Annotated in this window: 15 protein-coding genes and 1 tRNA gene; 13 read left to right on the forward strand and 3 right to left on the reverse strand. The window is 66.2% G+C overall.

Annotated features, from left to right (window positions below):
• Positions 1-57: 57 nt before the first annotated feature.
• The 10 genes from pheT to CCZ27_RS04875 all read left to right on the forward strand — a co-directional run bounded on the left by pheT (position 58) and on the right by CCZ27_RS04875 (position 10,735).
• Positions 58-2,448 carry a phenylalanine--tRNA ligase subunit beta gene (gene pheT, locus CCZ27_RS04830; protein WP_096446064.1) on the forward strand — a complete coding sequence of 797 codons (2,391 nt, stop codon included), beginning with the start codon at positions 58-60 and terminating at the stop codon, positions 2,446-2,448.
• A 1-nt stretch (position 2,449) separates the two neighbouring features.
• Positions 2,450-2,755, forward strand: a complete 306-nt coding sequence (locus CCZ27_RS04835; RefSeq protein WP_096446066.1) for an integration host factor subunit alpha — start codon at positions 2,450-2,452, stop codon at positions 2,753-2,755.
• The gene (locus tag CCZ27_RS04840) at positions 2,736-3,116 is read left to right on the forward strand and encodes a MerR family transcriptional regulator (protein ID WP_096446068.1); all 381 of its coding nucleotides are present in this window, start codon (positions 2,736-2,738) and stop codon (positions 3,114-3,116) included. Before CCZ27_RS04835 ends, CCZ27_RS04840 begins: the two co-directional genes overlap by 20 nt.
• Positions 3,117-3,176: 60 nt before the next feature.
• Positions 3,177-3,253, forward strand: a tRNA-Pro gene (locus tag CCZ27_RS04845).
• Positions 3,254-3,517: 264 nt separating this feature from the next.
• The gene (locus CCZ27_RS04850; RefSeq protein ID WP_096446070.1) at positions 3,518-4,087 is read left to right on the forward strand and encodes a DUF4760 domain-containing protein; all 570 of its coding nucleotides are present in this window, start codon (positions 3,518-3,520) and stop codon (positions 4,085-4,087) included.
• Between the two features lie 214 nt (positions 4,088-4,301).
• Complete coding sequence (locus tag CCZ27_RS04855) at positions 4,302-6,713, forward strand: DNA/RNA non-specific endonuclease (RefSeq protein ID WP_198363265.1); 2,412 nt, start codon at positions 4,302-4,304, stop codon at positions 6,711-6,713.
• A 129-nt stretch (positions 6,714-6,842) separates the two neighbouring features.
• Entirely contained in the window at positions 6,843-7,061 is a 219-nt protein-coding gene (locus CCZ27_RS04860; RefSeq protein ID WP_198363266.1) for a hypothetical protein, read from the forward strand.
• A 176-nt stretch (positions 7,062-7,237) separates the two neighbouring features.
• A complete protein-coding gene (locus CCZ27_RS04865; RefSeq protein ID WP_096446074.1) occupies positions 7,238-8,035 on the forward strand; it encodes a Calx-beta domain-containing protein in 798 nt (265 codons plus the stop codon).
• The gene (locus tag CCZ27_RS04870; protein ID WP_096446076.1) at positions 7,987-9,957 is read left to right on the forward strand and encodes a Calx-beta domain-containing protein; all 1,971 of its coding nucleotides are present in this window, start codon (positions 7,987-7,989) and stop codon (positions 9,955-9,957) included. The genes CCZ27_RS04865 and CCZ27_RS04870 overlap by 49 nt, the downstream gene beginning before the upstream one ends.
• Before the next feature lie 133 nt (positions 9,958-10,090).
• Entirely contained in the window at positions 10,091-10,735 is a 645-nt protein-coding gene (locus CCZ27_RS04875) for a PEP-CTERM sorting domain-containing protein (protein WP_096446078.1), read from the forward strand.
• A gap of 52 nt (positions 10,736-10,787) precedes the next feature.
• Here the strand turns inward: CCZ27_RS04875 and CCZ27_RS04880 are convergent, their stop codons facing one another.
• Genes CCZ27_RS04880 through CCZ27_RS04890 form a run of 3 tightly spaced genes read right to left on the reverse strand, consistent with a single transcriptional unit; the run spans position 10,788 to position 13,893 of the window.
• Complete coding sequence (locus CCZ27_RS04880; RefSeq protein ID WP_096446080.1) at positions 10,788-11,570, reverse strand: gamma-glutamyl-gamma-aminobutyrate hydrolase family protein; 783 nt, start codon at positions 11,568-11,570, stop codon at positions 10,788-10,790.
• Entirely contained in the window at positions 11,567-12,694 is a 1,128-nt protein-coding gene (locus CCZ27_RS04885; RefSeq protein WP_096446082.1) for a YbdK family carboxylate-amine ligase, read from the reverse strand. Before CCZ27_RS04885 ends, CCZ27_RS04880 begins: the two co-directional genes overlap by 4 nt.
• A complete protein-coding gene (locus tag CCZ27_RS04890) occupies positions 12,691-13,893 on the reverse strand; it encodes a cation:proton antiporter domain-containing protein (RefSeq protein ID WP_096446084.1) in 1,203 nt (400 codons plus the stop codon). Before CCZ27_RS04890 ends, CCZ27_RS04885 begins: the two co-directional genes overlap by 4 nt.
• Positions 13,894-14,292: 399 nt before the next feature.
• Between CCZ27_RS04890 and surE the strand changes: the two genes are divergently transcribed.
• From surE to CCZ27_RS04905, 3 genes are read left to right on the forward strand one after another with little or no spacing between them, the layout of a single operon-like run.
• Positions 14,293-15,036, forward strand: a complete 744-nt coding sequence (gene surE, locus CCZ27_RS04895; RefSeq protein WP_096452185.1) for a 5'/3'-nucleotidase SurE — start codon at positions 14,293-14,295, stop codon at positions 15,034-15,036.
• Positions 15,037-15,038: 2 nt separating this feature from the next.
• Positions 15,039-15,686 carry a protein-L-isoaspartate(D-aspartate) O-methyltransferase gene (locus tag CCZ27_RS04900; RefSeq protein ID WP_096446086.1) on the forward strand — a complete coding sequence of 216 codons (648 nt, stop codon included), beginning with the start codon at positions 15,039-15,041 and terminating at the stop codon, positions 15,684-15,686.
• Positions 15,683-16,579, forward strand: a complete 897-nt coding sequence (locus CCZ27_RS04905; protein WP_198363267.1) for a peptidoglycan DD-metalloendopeptidase family protein — start codon at positions 15,683-15,685, stop codon at positions 16,577-16,579. The genes CCZ27_RS04900 and CCZ27_RS04905 overlap by 4 nt, the downstream gene beginning before the upstream one ends.
• Position 16,580 lies beyond the last annotated feature (1 nt).

Below are 16,580 nucleotides of genomic sequence, written 5' to 3' on the forward strand. Positions count from 1 at the left end.
GCCCGGCCCTGCGCCCAGGTATCCGCATCAAGGCAAGCCCATCCAGGTATAGGAATCATGCAATTCTCCGAACAGTGGCTGCGGACTTTCGTCGATCCGCAGTGCGACAGCGCCGAACTCGGTCATCTGCTGACGATGGCCGGCCTCGAGGTGGAAGAAGCCGACCCGGCCGCGCCGGTGTTCTCGGGCGTCGTCGTGGCGCGGATCGTCGAGGCCGACAAGCACCCGAATGCCGACAAGCTCAAGCTCTGCAAGGTCGATGCGGGCACGGGCGAACTGCTGCAGATCGTCTGCGGCGCGCCGAACGCGGCGGCGGGCATGAACGTGCCTTGCGCCAAGGTCGGGGCGCGGCTGCCGGGCGACTTCGCGATCAAGGCCGCCAAGCTGCGTGGCGTGGAGTCCTTCGGCATGCTGTGCTCGGCGCGCGAACTCGGCCTGTCGGAAGATCACGGCGGCCTCTACGTGCTGCCGGACGACGCGCCGGCCGGCACCGACATCCGTGACTACCTCGGGCTCGACGACACGCTGTTCACGATCAAGCTCACGCCCAACCGCGCCGATTGCCTGAGCCTGACCGGCGTCGCACGCGAGTTGGCGGCGATCACCGGCCGGTCCCTGGAACTGCCCGAGGTGGTGCCGGTCACGCCGGCGATCGATGCGCGACGCGCCATCGTCCTCGATGCCCCCGATGCCTGCCCGCGCTATTGCGGCCGCATCCTGCGCGGCGTCGATGCCAGGGCGCCGACGCCCGAATGGATGGTGCGCCGCCTGGTGCGCAGCGGCGTCCGCTCCATCAGCGCGTTGGTCGATGTCACCAACTACGTGATGCTGGAACTGGGCCAGCCGCTGCACGCCTTCGACGACACGAAGCTGTCCGGTGCCATCCACGTCCGCTACCCGCGCGCCGGCGAACAGGTGCTGCTGCTCAACGAGCAGACGGTGACGCCCGCGGCCGACACCCTGCTGATCGCCGACGAGGCGCGCGCCCTGGCGCTGGCCGGCATCATGGGCGGGGAAGAGAGCGGCATCACGCTCGATACCACCGAAGTCTTCCTTGAGAGCGCGTTCTTCGCGCCGGCCGTCATCGCCGGCCGTGCGCGCGCCCATGGCTTCGCGTCCGATGCGTCGCATCGTTTCGAGCGCGGCGTGGATTTCGAACTTGCCCGCACCGCGATCGAGCGTGCGACCCGACTCATCCTCGACATCTGCGGCGGCGAGGCCGGCCCGGTGGAGGAGGCTGTCGCGCGCGACCATCTGCCGGCGCGGCCTGCGGTGCGGCTGCGCCCGGCGCGCGCCCGCAGGCTGCTCGGCATCCACCTCGACGATGCCGGCATCCAGGCGCTGCTCGAGCGCGTGCACCTGGCGGTGGCCCGGCAGGGCGACGATTTCCTCGTCACGCCGCCGTCTTTCCGCTTCGACATCGAGATCGAGGAAGACCTCATCGAGGAACTCGCCCGCCTGCACGGCTACGACAACATCCCGGCGGTCGCGCCGCAGGGCGGGCTGATGATGCTCTCCAGTGCCGAGAGCCGCCGCCCGGTATGGGACGTGCGCCACCTGCTGGCGGCCTGCGGCTATCAGGAGGTGGTCAATTTCGCCTTCGTCGAAGAAGCCTGGGAGCGGGATTTCTGCGCCAACGAGAACCTGATCCGGCTCGCCAATCCCATCGCCAGCCAGCTCAGTGTGATGCGCTCCAGCCTGATTCCCGGCCTCGCCGCGAACCTGGTGACCAACCGCAAACGGCAGATGGATCGCGTGCGCGTGTTCGAGATCGGCCGCTGCTTCGAGCGCAAGGCCGACGGCCAGCCCGTGGCCGGTTTCCATCAGGCGCTGATGGTGGCCGGCCTGGCGGCCGGTTCGGCGCTGCCCGAGCAATGGGGCGAGCGCTCGCGCCAGGTCGATTTCTACGACGTGAAGGGCGACCTCGAAGCGCTGTTCGCGCCGCGCTGCCTGAGCTTCGAGAGTCTGTCGCATCCGGCCCTGCACCCCGGGCGCGCGGCCACGGTGCGGCTCGACGGCCACAACATCGGCATTGTCGGCGAACTGCATCCGGTGTGGGTCCAGCGCTACGACATGGGCAGCGCGCCCGTCGTGTTCGAGATCGAACTCGAGGCTGCGCTCGGCGCGGTGCTGCCGGCCTACGCGGAGATTTCCCGCATGCCGGCGGTGACCCGCGACCTCGCCCTCGTGGTCGCGCTCGACGTCACGGTGGAGCGCGTCCTGGAGGTCCTGCGCGAGGCGGCGCCGGCGGTCGCGCGCGAGATCGCGCTGTTCGACGTCTACCATGGCAAGGGCATCGATCCGGACAAGAAGAGCCTTGCTTTCAGGGTGTTGATGCAAGATACTCAGCGAACTCTTGAGGATGCCGAGGTCGATGCCGCGGTCTCGGCGCTCGTCCGCCAGGCAGAGGCTGTGCTCGGTGCGCGCCTGCGTGGATCGGGAGAATGACGTGACCCTGACGAAGGCAGAACTGGCCGACCTGTTGTTCGAGCAAGTCGGATTGAACAAGCGTGAAGCGAAGGACATGGTGGAGGGTTTCTTCGAGGAGATCCGGACCGCCCTGGAGCGCGGCGACAGCGTCAAGCTTTCCGGCTTCGGCAACTTCCAACTGCGCGACAAGCCGCAGCGCCCCGGACGCAACCCGAAGACGGGCGAGGAGATTCCGATCACCGCCCGGCGCGTGGTCACCTTCCATGCCAGCCAGAAGCTGAAGGTCGCAGTGGAGCAACTCAGCGATGCAAGCAAGCAGCCCTGACGCCGGTCCGGTCCCGTTGCCGCCGATCCCTGCCAAGCGCTACTTCACCATCGGCGAAGTGGCCGAACTGTGCGGCGTCAAGCCGCACGTGCTGCGCTACTGGGAGCAGGAGTTCACCCAGTTGAAGCCGGTGAAGCGGCGCGGCAACCGGCGCTACTACCAGCACCATGAAGTCCTGCTCATCCGCCGCATCCGGCAATTGCTGTACGAGGAAGGTTTCACGATCTCCGGTGCGCGAAACCGCCTGGGCGAAGCGGCCATCCAGCACCAGGAAGACGTTGCCGAGGCCGATCGCTACAAGGCGCTGCTGGCCGAGATGCGCGCCGATATCCAGGAAGCGCTGGCAGGGTTGAGGGACTGACTGAAGCTCGTCGAAATCACTGGATAATAGAAAATTGGCTGCTATAATGGCGGCTTGTGTCGGGGCGTAGCGCAGCCTGGTAGCGCACTTGCATGGGGTGCAAGGGGTCGCGAGTTCGAATCCCGCCGCCCCGACCAATCGAATCAAGCACTTGGGCCAGTCGAAAGACTGGCCTTTTTGCTTTGTAAGCCTTTGGTGGGACGAGTGCGGGTGTCCCGTGAGTTGGGCGGTGAAGGTTCGGAGGGTTGCCTTGCAACAGGCTTGTCCCTATAGTAGGGACGTGTAACTAAGGAGACGAGCGATGTTCAATGAAGGAACGGGTGCTTGCTGAAGCCGTCCGTCTGCCGCAGAGGCGGTAGGCGGGAACTGTAGTGCGACTTTCTCATATCTTGATTGCCGCAATGGGAGTAGTACTCATTGCGGCTTTTGGTGTTCCTGTCGGGTTTTGGCTTGTCTCATTGGACCCGACGCTCGTTTCTACCGGGCTGGATGCCAAAGAGTGGATTGCGCTGTATGCCGTCCTCGCCGCCATTCTGGGCTGGTTGCTGGCGGCCGCCGTTCAGATTCGCAACTCGCTGAAACAGCATACGGTCAATACCATGCTGCAGTCCCGACTCTCCACCGCTTTTCAGGACAAGGCCACCAAGCTCAATGCGGCCTACCCGACCTTGACGGGCATCACTCCCGTCAAGCACAACGATTGGCAAGCTACCGATGCGACAATTCGTGACGGGGTCGAGGCGGCGCGGTACATGCTCAATTATTACGAATTTATCGCTGTCGGCATTCGCAGTGGGGACTTTGACGAAAAACTCATGCGACATTCCTGGCGGAAGATCGTCCTCAACCTGCACGAGCTGGCGGGGGAACTCATCAAGCATCTGCGAGGTACCCGGCCGGATGGGGCTGTGGACCACCCCAGGGTCTACGAGCACTTTCTTTGGCTGGTCGAGCGGTGGCGGAACGTTTGACGCCCTCCTTGTCCTGAGTTCGAGCGGCTACACGTCGGCCCCCTGGCAAGGCTTTCGCACCGACTTTGCATGGCCTCGCCCGGAAAATGGCTCACCTTCATGGGCCCGCGGCAGCACTGTTCACGGCGTCAACGCCATGATTTGGTGGGAAAGCGCAGCGTGCGGGAACTCGGCTGCGATACGCCACCGAGGCCGAACAGGAGAAGGCAAGGATATGGATCCCAAGACTGAATCCAATCTCCGGGGGCTGGTCCGGCAGCGAATTGCCAAACAGGGTGAGGAGATCGCCCATTCGCTGCGGCAGATTGCGGCGGGCAACCCGCTGGGGGCGGAAACGCATGAGCCGCGGTTGGTCGCCCGCATCGCGGCGAAGGCCAGCATGCCGCTGCGCGAAGCAGAGGCAGTGGCAACCCTGGTTGCTCAAACAGCAAGACGCATCGACGGAGTTGTGCTCCAGGAGCCCGCATCGGAGGCAATGCAGGGACAGGTTGATGCGGTGCCTGGCCGAGTCGCGCTTCGGAGATCCGCAGCAGAGGCGCTGCAGGGGCCCAGTATCGATTTCGTGGGCGTGGAGTTCCTCACGCGCGGGCGTCTTGCGGCGAACGCAGTGGGCCGCGTCATTTTCCGCTCGGGTCGGGCTCAGGGCAGCGGTTTCCTGGTCGGACCGGGACTCTTCCTGACCAACAACCACGTGATCCCGAGTGCGGACGCCGCGCGGCAGATGGCTGTGGAGTTCGACTACGAGAACGACGATTCCGGGTACCAGCGCCGCGTGACGGTCTTTGCATTCGACCCGGATGCCTGCTACGTGAACGACCCGACGGATGGATTGGACTTTGCGCTGCTCGCCGTCGGTCCCCGCTTGTCCGGCGACAAGCCGATCGATGTCTTCGGGTTCATGCCGCTGTCCGACGCAGCCGACAAGCACATGCTTGGCGAGATCGCCAACATCATCCAGCATCCGCAGGGGCGGCTCAAGCAACTGGTCGTTCGCGAGAACAACCTCGTGGCCCGCGACGACACCCTGCAAGTGCTGCACTACCTGGGCGACACGGAAAAGGGATCTTCGGGATCCCCGGTCTGCAACAATGACTGGGAGCCTATTGCCCTGCACCATTGGGGCGAGCCGGCGTTCGAGGTCGCCAGTATCCTGGGACAACCTCTGCGGACCGACGTCAACGAGGGGATCCGCATCAGCGCCATCGTCACGGCGCTGCGCGGCCGTATCGGATCGATGGGCCGCCGCAGTGACGATGCGGTGCGTTCGGTGCTTGGCATCTGGGATCGTTCGGCCCGAAGCGGACCCGTCGGGCCTCATGGTGAGGCAGCGGCGGGAGAACCCAACTCCGAAGTCCATGCCACGGGCTCGCGGCCGGCGATGTCGCAAAGAGTCTCGAGTGATGGCATCGTGACTTGGACGCTGCCACTGGAGATCAGCGTACGCATGCCCTGGGCGGGCGCACCAGCGCTTGCGGAGGGAACGTCCCAGGCCGCACCGCCGGTTCCATCGGCCGCGCCATCACCCCCGGCGTTCGTGCGGCAGACGGCAGAGTCTGCCGAAGATTTCTCCGATCGGGACGGTTACGAGCCCGGGTTCATTCCCGGTTTCATCGTCCCGTTGCCGGAGGTCTCCAATCTTCGCTACCGCCTGGCCCGGAACCGGTTTGCGGTCCACGGTGAAGATCCCCACGAATTGCAATACCACCACTTCTCCATCGTGATGAATGCCGAGCGGCGGCTGGCGGCATTTACTGCCTGCAACATCAATGGACGGCGGGTGGTTGCAGTCAACCGGCAAACAAAGCAGACCAACACCGCTCCAACCCTGGAGGATCTTGGCGTCGAAGCGCTCGAAGGCGCTGAAGCGTCCGACGATTTCAGCCCCGATCCACGCATCCTGGACAGCGAACAGATGGTCCGGCCGTTCTACGAGAACCAGAAAGTGCCTGGATACGAGAAGCCCGTGTTTCCCGGCCGCGACGCATCGGAGGAAGAGCGCAGGGCCTATCATCGTGCGATGGCCGAGCGCACGGCCCGCATGTTCCAGAAGGGGCACATCGTGTTGCGGGGAGATCCGGCATGGGGCACATCCGATGACGCACTGCTGGCCGAAGAGGATACGTTCTTCTACACGAATGCGGCGCCGCAACTCGGCTTTTTCAATCAGGGCAGTCCGGACGACCGGCCTAGTGCGAAGGGTAAGTTCCGGTGGCGGGCCGTGGAGTCCTACATCCTGCGCAATGCGGTCACCATGCGCAAGCGCGTATCTGTCTTTGCCGGACCGGTGTTTGCCGATAGCGATCCGGAGTACCGCTTCGGTGTGAAAGTGCCGATGAAATTCTGGAAGATCGCGGTGTGGCATGGCTCGGAAGGACTGCAATCCGTGGCGCTGCTTGCCGATCAATCCGAAGTCCTCAAGCAGCTCACGAAAGGGGTTCCGGAAGCCGCCGAAGCCTACGATGACGAGGAGGAACTCGCGCGCGTCAGCGAGTTCCTGACGACCGTGGAAGAAATCGAAGTGCTCACTGGTCTTCGCTTCAGCGATGACGTGCGAGCGGGCGACATGCATCGCGGAGGGGAGCGAGAATCCGCCTGGGACTTCGACTTTCAACGTCTGCACCGCTGACGGAGAAAAGTCTCCTTCGCCTTGGGCCTGTGTAGCCGTTTGCCTTGGCATGCCGCCCACTGGCCTCGAATAGCCGAGGACAACGGCGGCGTCTGCGATCCCGACCCGCCCTGAATACCAGACGCGCCAGTGCAATCTGACCGGGCGCTTCCTGTTCTTCATTCCGGGCATCCGGACACTCTCGAAGCCGAGCGCGCGCTGCTGCCGGCCATCAGCTACGAACTGCGCAGCCCCCTGACCCGGGCGCGCCTCAATGCCGAACTGTTGCCCGAGTCGGCCGAAGTACAGCCGCAGCGCGGCGTCTTGCTGCGCGACCTGCAGGAGAGCGAGCGCCTGTTTTTTTGTTAACACAAATGCAATGTGCTGTCTATGACGTCCGGCACATATGTCATAATTTTTTACATTCACGCAAATTTAACATTCTAACGAACTGATTTTTCGCTGTTTCTTCGCCGGGTCTGAAATTTGTTGTTACGCCCTTCATTGCACCGGTGGGTGGCCGACCAGCTTGACGAGGTGAAGAGATGCCGATTGCTATCGAAGAACCGATCAACACGTATCCCGCCAGCGGTCAGGGCGAACCCGGGATTGCCGGAGTGACGGATGCGCCGGGCGTTCCCGTGGTGACGCTGGCGGATGCGGTGGTCCTGGAGACCAACAGCACGTACAGCCCGAACATGCAGTTCGTGGTGACGCTGTCGGAAGCGGCGACGGCGGAGGTTCGCATCGACTACCGGACGATCGGCAAGACGGCAACGGACGGCGGCGATTACGACGCGGTCTCGGGCACGCTGGTGGTCGCTGCGGGCCAGACCAGCGCGGTGATCGCGATCACCACGTACGGCGGCTCGGCGGTGGAGTTCGACGAATCGTTCGTGCTGGAGCTGACCAATGCCCGGGGAGCGCAGTTCGCCGACGGTGCGGTGAGCCTGCGCGCGGCCGGCACGATCCTGGACAACGACGGCACGGGCGCGAAGCTGGCATTGCTGGTGGGCGATGCGGAGGTCGTGGAAGGCCACAGCGGCCAGCGCGAGGTGGTGTTCGAGGTGCGGCTGTCGCAGCCGGTGGATCAGGCGGTGACGGTCAACTACACCACTGCACCGGGCACGGCCAGTTCGGGTGTGGACTTCGCACCGGTCAGCGGTACGCTGACCTTCCTGGCGGGTCAGACGGTGGCGACGGTGCACGTGCCGGTGTACGGCGACACGGCCGTGGAGAGCACCGAGCAGTTCTCGCTGGTGCTGTCGGCGCCGGGGGGGCGGGTGCCGAGGGCGTGGGCAGGATCCTGGACGACGATGCCGGCGGTGGCGTCGTGCCGGTGATCAGCATCGAGCCGGCGCAGGTGTTGGAGTCCAACAGCACGTACAGCCCGACGATGGAGTTCGTTGTGCGGCTGTCGGCGCCGACCACGCAAACGGTGCGGGTGAGCTATGCGACGGTGGCCGGCACGGCGCTGGCCGGCAGCGACTACGTCGCCACCAGCGGCACGCTGACGTTCGCGCCGGGGCAGACCAGTGCGGTGATCGTGGTCACGCCGTATGGCGGCACCGCCGTGGAGCCGGACGAGACGTTCGTGCTGCGGCTGACCAACCCCCAGAACGCCGCGCTGGCCGGCGGGGTGGCGGCGCTCGATGCCATCGGCACCATCATCGACAACGATGCCCCGGCAGCGGTGGACGGCCTGCCGATCCTGAGCGTGGCCGACGTCCAGGTGCAGGAGGCGCCCGGCGGCGCCACCGCCGTGTTCACGCTGAACCTGTCCAGCCCGACGGCCGCGGCGGTCAGCGGGCAGTTCGCGGTCGTGGCCGGCACGGCCAGCGCCGGGGCGGACTTCACGCCCGTCTCCGGTACGTTCCTCATCGAGCCGGGCCAGAGCGCGTTCACCGTCGAGGTTCCCATCCTCGACGATGCGCTCGACGAGCCCACCGAAACCTTCGTGCTGCGGCTCTCCGAAATCAGTAACGCCGGTTTTGCAGGAACGGATACGGAACTGTGGGCGATTGGCGAGATTGTGGATGATGACGTCACCCCGGGTGTTGCCGTTGCGGCCGGTGGGGATCTCGAGGTTGCCGAAGGCCAGGCTTTCGGGCGCACCGTGAATTTCACCGATGGCGCCGACGCAGGCGCAAATGGCTGGACCTACGAAATCGACTGGGATGGCGATGGCCTGGCCGACGAAACCGGAAGTCTCGCCCCTGGCAACAGCAGTTTCGACATCAGTCATGTCTATCCGGATGGTCCGGCCGCGACCGTAGTCACGGTGAAGGTGATCGACGAAGCGGGTATGGATGAAGCCAGCGCAAGCTTCACTGTGGCGGTAACCAACGTTGCGCCGGTTATTGCACTGACCGGTGCCGGCAGCGTCGACGAAGGCAGCGCTTACATGCTGAACTTCGGCACGCTGGCCGACCCGGGTGCGGACGCCGCCACCGAGTTCGCCGCGCTTGGTGGCAACGCCAGCCACACCTATGCCGATGACGGCAATTACGGCATCACCCTCAGCGTCACCGACGAGGACGGCAGCTTCGTCGCCGGCAGCAAGTCGGTCACCGTCGAAGGGAACGTGCTGCCGCCGGAGACGGTGCGCATCGGCGAGGCGCCGACGCGGGTCACCTCGGGCAATCCGAACGCGATCGCCGACGCCTGGCTGGGGGACAAGGTCTCCGCCATCGTCCACAAGGCCGATGCCACCGATACGGGCGAGGCGTGGAGCGCGGTCAATTTCAGCGGAACGAACGCCACCACGCTCGCCGGCGTCGATCATTACTCCGGCGACCTGGGCGTCAGCGGCCAGTCCGCCGCCACCAGCAGCGTGCGGCAGGAAATCGACGGCCGCGAAGTGCTGCGCATCGAACTGGGACAGGCCGCGAGCAAGGTCACCGTCGATCTGTCGCGCTTCTACCTCAACGACGACGGCACGCTCCATGCCGAAAGCGGGCGTCTGCGCCTGCTCGACGCCAGCGGCAACGTGGTGGACGAAGCCACGTTCGTCGCCGATTCGACCACCGGCGGCAAGACCGTGAGCCTGGATTCGACGGCGGACTTCACCGCCGTCGAAATCAGCGCCGGGGCCTACGACGGGACGGACTTCGTGTTCGGCGCCTACGCCGGCGCGGGGGGCGGTTTCGCCACCGGCGTCTATGCCGACGGTGCCGGGCTCCACGGCAGTGACTTCCTGGTGAACTGGGTGGAGTTCGAGTTCCAGCCGGTGGGGACATTGCAGCCGAACCCGCTCGATCTTTGATGCGACGGGGCGGGCGCGTCGGCGTATTTGACGGTCCCGCCCCGGCTGGAACACAAGCCATTGAAAGCAATTGATTTTATATCTGGCGCCGATCTTGCTTGAGCGTCAGGCAGAAACCCTTACCGGAGGTCGCATGTTGCCCACTACCCTGAAGAAACTGGGTGCCGCCGCAGTCCTGGCCGCAGCGCTGGCTGCGCCCGCATCCGCTGCCGTGCTGGTCCAGCAACGCCCCGCGGACGGCGGACCGGGCTTTCTCTCGGCCAACAGCGTGGGCTACCAGAACGGAGACACGTTCGTCCTGGGCGGCGACAGCGAACTGCAAGGCATCGCCTGGTGGGGGACGGAGGCCGGCCCGGACGGATTCGTGGTCCGTCTCTTCGATTCGCTGGCGGGGGGTGCCGCGCCGCTGGTCACCTACCTGGGCGCGGTGAATCGGGAACTGGCGGATCCGGCGATCCACGACGACGGCCAGAACCCCCTCTACCGCTACTGGATCGACGGCCTGTCGTTCTCCCTGGCGGGCGGGATCACCTACCTGCTGTCGGTCGGCAACGAAGACGTCGAGTGGTTCTGGCAGACGGGCCTTCCCAACGGCTCCAGCCAATGGCGCGGCGACGACGGCGACGACTGGACGGAGGACGCGTTCGACCTCGCCTTCGCGATCGACGGCCAGCGGACGCCTGTCAACCCGGTGCCCGAACCCGGCGTGCTCGCGCTCCTCGGCGTCGCCGGCCTGGCCGCCGCACTGGCCGGACGCCGCCGCAAAGCGACGGCCTGAACCGCACCCTTCGTTCGACTTCCCGCGCCCGGGGCCGGCAACGCGATCTCGTCTAGGCTCGCGCCTTTTCCGCGGCCTCGAGAAAGTCCTGCATGATCGGGCTGCCGTCCAGCAGGTCGCCGTTGCCGCTGTGGAACTCCGGGTGCCACTGGCAACCGAAAAGGTAGCCGGCGCCTTGCCAGCGGATGGCTTCGATCACCCCGTCGCCGACCGAGCGCGCCTCGACCACCAGGTCGGCGCCGAGTTCGCGCACAGCCTGGTGATGGATGCTATTGACGCGGCCGCCCCCGACTTTCGGATAGATCTGCGCAAGCCGGCTGCCGGACGCGAACTCGATGGCATGGTGGTGGTTGTCGTACAGGTCGCCGTCGCGATGCGCGACTGCCCCGGGCACGTATTCGGCGATGTCCTGCCACAGCGTCCCGCCGCAGGCGACGTTGATGAGCTGCGCTCCGCGGCATACGCCCAGCACCGGTTTGCCCTGGATCACGAACTCCCACAGCAGTTCGATCTCGTAGAGATCGCGTATGCGGTCGCCGCTCCATTCCGGGCGCAGCGGATCCTCGTGGTAGGTCGTGGGGCTGACGTCGGCTCCGCCCTGCAGCACCAGACCGTCCAGCGTGGTGACGTAGTCGCGCACGGAGATCTGTGCCCGGCGCAGCCCGAGGTGTTCGCCGATGGTCGGGACCATCAATGCGAGCGCGCCGTGCGACATGATCCAGTGCGCCATCGACTGCTCGAGATATTGGAGGGTCTTGCCCGGGAAGCCGAGCTCGGGCGGGGGGCTGTGCATCAGGCGGGCCGACAGGCCGATGCGCAGCGGTGTTCGGCTCACATCTCGCCTCCCTGCGTCCAGCGGGCACACTGCGCCATCACGACTTCGGCCAGCGGGGCCCGGCTCGTGCGCTGCTCGCGCAGCCAGCGCGCATCATTGCGGCCGGCGCGTACGTCGGCGAGCAAGGATGCAAGGGCGCCGTCGGTGCCCAGTTCGATGGCGTGCTGTTCGATGGACCCGAAGCTGGCCGCGATTTCGTCCGCGATGGGGATGTGCGCGTGGGTTTCCGGGTGGACGTAGATGCCGGCGTAGCCGAAACGGCAAGCCTGGAAGCGGTTGAACGTGTAGACGAGATAGTCGTCTTCCGCGAAGCGGAACGGCCGCTCGATCATCAGGTAGCGCGCCAGGGTCTGGATGTAGGCAGCGATGGCCGCAGCCCGCCGCACGGTCAGCGGGGTGTCCATGACCCGGATCTCGATCGTGCCGTACTCGGGCTTGGGCCGGATATCCCAGTAGAAGTCCTTCATGCTGCTGACCACGCCGGTGCCGGTCATCTTGTCGAAGTAGCGCTCGAAGTCGCTCCAGGTCTCGATGAACGGGGCGCGGCCGGACAGCGGGAATGCGAGCACCGAATTCAGCCGGGCGGACTCGAAGCCGGTGTCCCGCCCCTGGACGAAGGGAGACGAGGCCGACAGCGCGATCAGGTGGGGGATGTAGCGGGACAGGCCATGCAGCAGGTAGAGCGCGATGTCGGGACTGGGGCAGCCGACGTGCACATGCTGGCCGAAGACGGTGAATTGCTTGGCGAGGTAGCCGTAGAGGTCGGACAGGTAGTGAAAGCGCGGGCCGTCGAAGATCCGCTGCTCGCCCCAGTCCTGGAAGGCGTGCGTGCCGCCGCCGCAGATGCCGATGTTGAGCTTGCGTGCCGCGGCGGCGAGCGCATCGCGCAGTGATTCGAGCTGTGCGCACACCATGTCGTGGTCGTCGCAGACGCGTGTGGACAGCTCGATCATCGAGTTCGTCATCTCGGGTTTCACCTCGCCCTGCAGGTCGGTGCGGGACAAAGCCCGCAGCAGGTCTTCGGCGACGGGGGCGAGATCGTAGTCGTGCGTGCTGACGAGCTGCAGCTCGAGTTCCACGCCGATGGAAAGCGCGCGCGAGGAGGCAAAGGCATCGAGGCTCATGAAGTTTCTTCCGTACGGGTTTCCCGGCTGCGGAGCAGGGCCCAGCGCGTGGCGATGGCGCCGAACAGGCCGAGCACCACGACCATGCCCAGCACGACGGGCTGCAGTTGCTCGCCGAACTCGGGATAGAGGAGCCGAACGTCCTCCACCTGCAGGAGCGCCAGTACCGACAAAGGCATCAGCGCGACACCGAGGGCCACGCTCTTGCGGTAGTCGAGCCCGCTGCTGGGGCCGAATGCGAACACCCCGGCGAGCTTGCCGAGGGCGCGGGCGAGAATCGCCACCACGGCGAGGCCCGCGCCAGCCATGAGCTGGCCCATGCTCGCCGCCGATCCGGCGAGCATGAAGGTGACGATCACCAGGATGCCGCCCACGCTGCCGAACTGCGTCGGCCACAGATGGGGGCGCGGGTCGAACCATTTGACCAGGGCGCCGCCGATCAGCGGGGCGAGCACGACCGGAAGGCGGAGGGCGCTCAGGATGGGCATCGCCACCAGCATGAGGGCGATGATGGCCGCCAGCCCCTGTTCGGACGCCGGATCCACGATCTTGCGCAGTGCGGTGTAGGCGCCCGCGATGAGCACGCCGCAGGCGATGGACCCCACCAGCAGGTAGAGCGGATGCAGCAGGGCGAGAAAACCGCCGCCGTGCGTCCCGTGCAGCCCGCCCATCACGAGCTTGAGCAGCACGACGGAGGCGGCTGCGTTGAGGGCGCACAATGCGAGCAGCCGGTCGGTCACCTGGCCGCTGGCGCGCTGCTCCGCGGCCACCCGCATCACCACGATGGGCGAGGTGCCGACGGCGACGGCTGCGACGGCCAGCGCCAGCGCCGTGCCGACGCCGATCGCCCGCAGGGCGCCGAAGGTCAGCATGAAGCTGAGCGCGATCTCGGTCAGGCTTGCCGCCAGCACCCACGGGTTGGCGCGGAACCACCGTACGTCCAGGCGTATGCCCAGCTCGAACAGCAGCAGGACGAGGCACAGATCGAGCACGCTGCGATAGGTCGTGAGGGCGGTCGTATCGAACCAGCCCAGCAGCATCGGCCCGAGCAACAGCCCGGCAGCCGCATAGCCGCTCACGCCGGGCAGTTTTGCGCGCCGGCATGCTTCGCCCGCCAGGGCGGTCAGGATCAGGGCGAGCCCGACGTGGAAGAGGGCGCCGAAGCGCAATGGCCATTCCGGCCAGACAGCAATATCCATCGGGATGATTCCGGGGAAAGACAACGGCCGTGACATCCCGGGAAGTCTGCCTTGCGCAGGACCGCTCGGGCAGCCGGAGTGAGGTTCGCACTTATATATTCACGAAAATATAGTGTATCCAAATCCGGGCAGGCAACCTTTATTGCACCGCACCACCCGCCGGTTTCCATCGCCGGAGACGTATCGGGGGCCGGCCTGCGGCCCTCGCGGCGGCGTGCAGCGCGGGCCGATGCAAGGGTCGGGGCATGCCGGCGAGGAGGCCGGCCGGGGCGTCTTTTCACGCGGGCGATTGTCCGCCGGCGCGCCGGACACATCTTCGCCCTGTGCTAGAATTTTCGCCTCTTGCCGGGCGGATCAAGCATGTCCGTCTTCCTCGGCGACGCTTTGCATGGACTCGAAATGCGTATTCTGGTCAGTAACGACGACGGTTATTTCGCCCCCGGGATCGCGGCGCTTGCGGAAGCCCTTGGCTCGATAGGCGAGGTCACGGTCGTTGCCCCCGAGCGCGACCGCAGCGGCGCCAGCAATTCGCTGACGCTGGACCGCCCGCTGTCGTTGCGCCGTGCCGCGAACGGCTTCCATTTCGTGAACGGCACGCCGACCGACTGCGTGCATCTGGCAGTCACCGGCATGCTCGATCATCTGCCCGACATGGTCGTGTCCGGCGTCAACCATGGCGCCAACATGGGCGACGACACGGTGTATTCCGGCACCGTGGCGGCGGCCACCGAGGGTTTTCTGCTGGGCGTGCCGTCGATCGCGGTGTCGCTGGTGAGCAAGTCGGCGTCCGACTTTTCGGCTGCGGCCAGGGTGGCGCGCGATCTCGCCGAACGCTTCATGCGTGCCCCCTTCCGCCAGCCGGTGCTGCTCAACGTGAATGTGCCGGACGTTCCCTACGACAGCCTGCGCGAGATCAAGGTCACGCGCCTGGGCAAGCGCCACAAGGCCGAACCAGTGGTGCGCAGCGTGACGCCGCGCAACGAGACGGTCTACTGGGTCGGCGCTGCCGGCGGTGCGGCCGACGCCGGCGAGGGGACCGACTTCCATGCGGTTGCGAACGGCTACGTGTCGGTGACGCCGCTGCAACTGGACCTGACCCACACCGGGCTCCTCGCCCCGGTCTCCGACTGGTTGAAGCTGTGACGATGCGCGCTGCGGATGCCGGGCAGGCCACGCGCGCGCGCGCGCGCATGGTCGAGCGCCTGCGCGGGCAGGGCATCCGCGACGAGCGTGTGCTGGCCGCGATGCAGGTGGTGCCGCGCCACCAGTTCGTCGAGGAAGGGCTCGCCTACAGCGCGTACGACGACACGCCGCTGCCGATCGGTTTTCAGCAGACGATCTCGCAGCCCTTCGTGGTGGCGCGGATGATCGAGCTGCTCCGCGCCGGGCGCGAACTCGGCAAGACGCTCGAGGTGGGTGCCGGCTGCGGCTATCAGGCCGCCGTGCTCGCCCAGCTTGCCACCGAGGTCTATGCGGTGGAACGGATCCGGCCGCTGCTCGATCGGGCGCGTGCAAACCTGCGTCCCTTGCGCCTGCCCAACGTACGGCTGAAACTTGCCGACGGTAGTCTGGGGCTGGCGGAGGCGGCCCCGTTCGACAGCATCATCGTCGCTGCGGCCGCAATCGGTCTGCCGCAGGCGCTGAAGGAACAACTCGCCCCGGGCGGCCGTCTGATCGTCCCGGTAGGCTCGTCGGAGCAGCGCCTGCTGCTCGTCGAGCGACAAGGAAACATGTTCAGGGAAAGCTGGCACGAGGCGGTACGCTTCGTCCCGCTCCTTGCTGGTACGGAATGAAAGACATCGAACGATTCACGAAACAAAGGCGGGTGGCCGCCGCGCTCCTGGTCGCGGCGGCGGTGTCGTCCGGTTGCGCGTCGCGGGTGACGGCGCCCGTGCATGACAGCGTGCCGCCTCCTTCGGCGGCGCCGCAGGCGCCTGCGGCAGGCGTACACGTCGTGCGCCCGGGTGACACCCTGCTCGCCATCGCGCGCCAGTATGGCCAGACGGTGGCCAGCCTGGCAGCCTGGAATGGCCTCACCGATCCGAACCAGATCCACGTGGGGCAGAGCCTGCGCGTGGCGCCTCCCGGTCAGGATGCCGGCGGCGAGGTCGCCACGGCGATTCCGGTGGCGCCCGGCGGCGTGGCGGTGGCACCGGTTCCGGCCACGCCGGGCGATGCCGCCGCCGTAGTGCCCATCAAGCAGACACCGATCGGCGGTCGTCAGCCTTACTCGGACGAGGCGTGGGCGAAGCTGAGTCCCAATGGCGCGGCAGTCCAGCCGGCCACGCCCGCGCCCGCGGTGGTGCCGCCGGCGCAGGGCAATGGCGATTGGCTGTGGCCGGCAAAGGGCAAGCCGATCGCCGGCTTCAACGAGACGACGAACAAGGGCGTCGACATCGCCGGCAGCCTCGGCGACCCGGTCTATGCCTCGGCCGCCGGCAAGGTGGTGTATGCCGGCAGCGGTTTGCGCGGTTACGGAAAGCTGGTTGTCATCAAGCATAACCAGGAGTACAACTCCGTCTACGCTCATAACCAGAAGCTGCTCGTGAAGGAGGACGACGTTGTCGCCAAGGGGCAGCAGATCGCGGAACTTGGAAATACCGAAGCCGATCGCCCGAAGCTGCATTTCGAGATTCGCAAACAGGGCAAGGCGGTCGATCCGATGAAGTATCTCCCGGCACGCTGAA

The organism is Thauera sp. K11, assembly GCF_002354895.1.
Classification (GTDB): Bacteria; Pseudomonadota; Gammaproteobacteria; order Burkholderiales; family Rhodocyclaceae; genus Thauera; species Thauera sinica.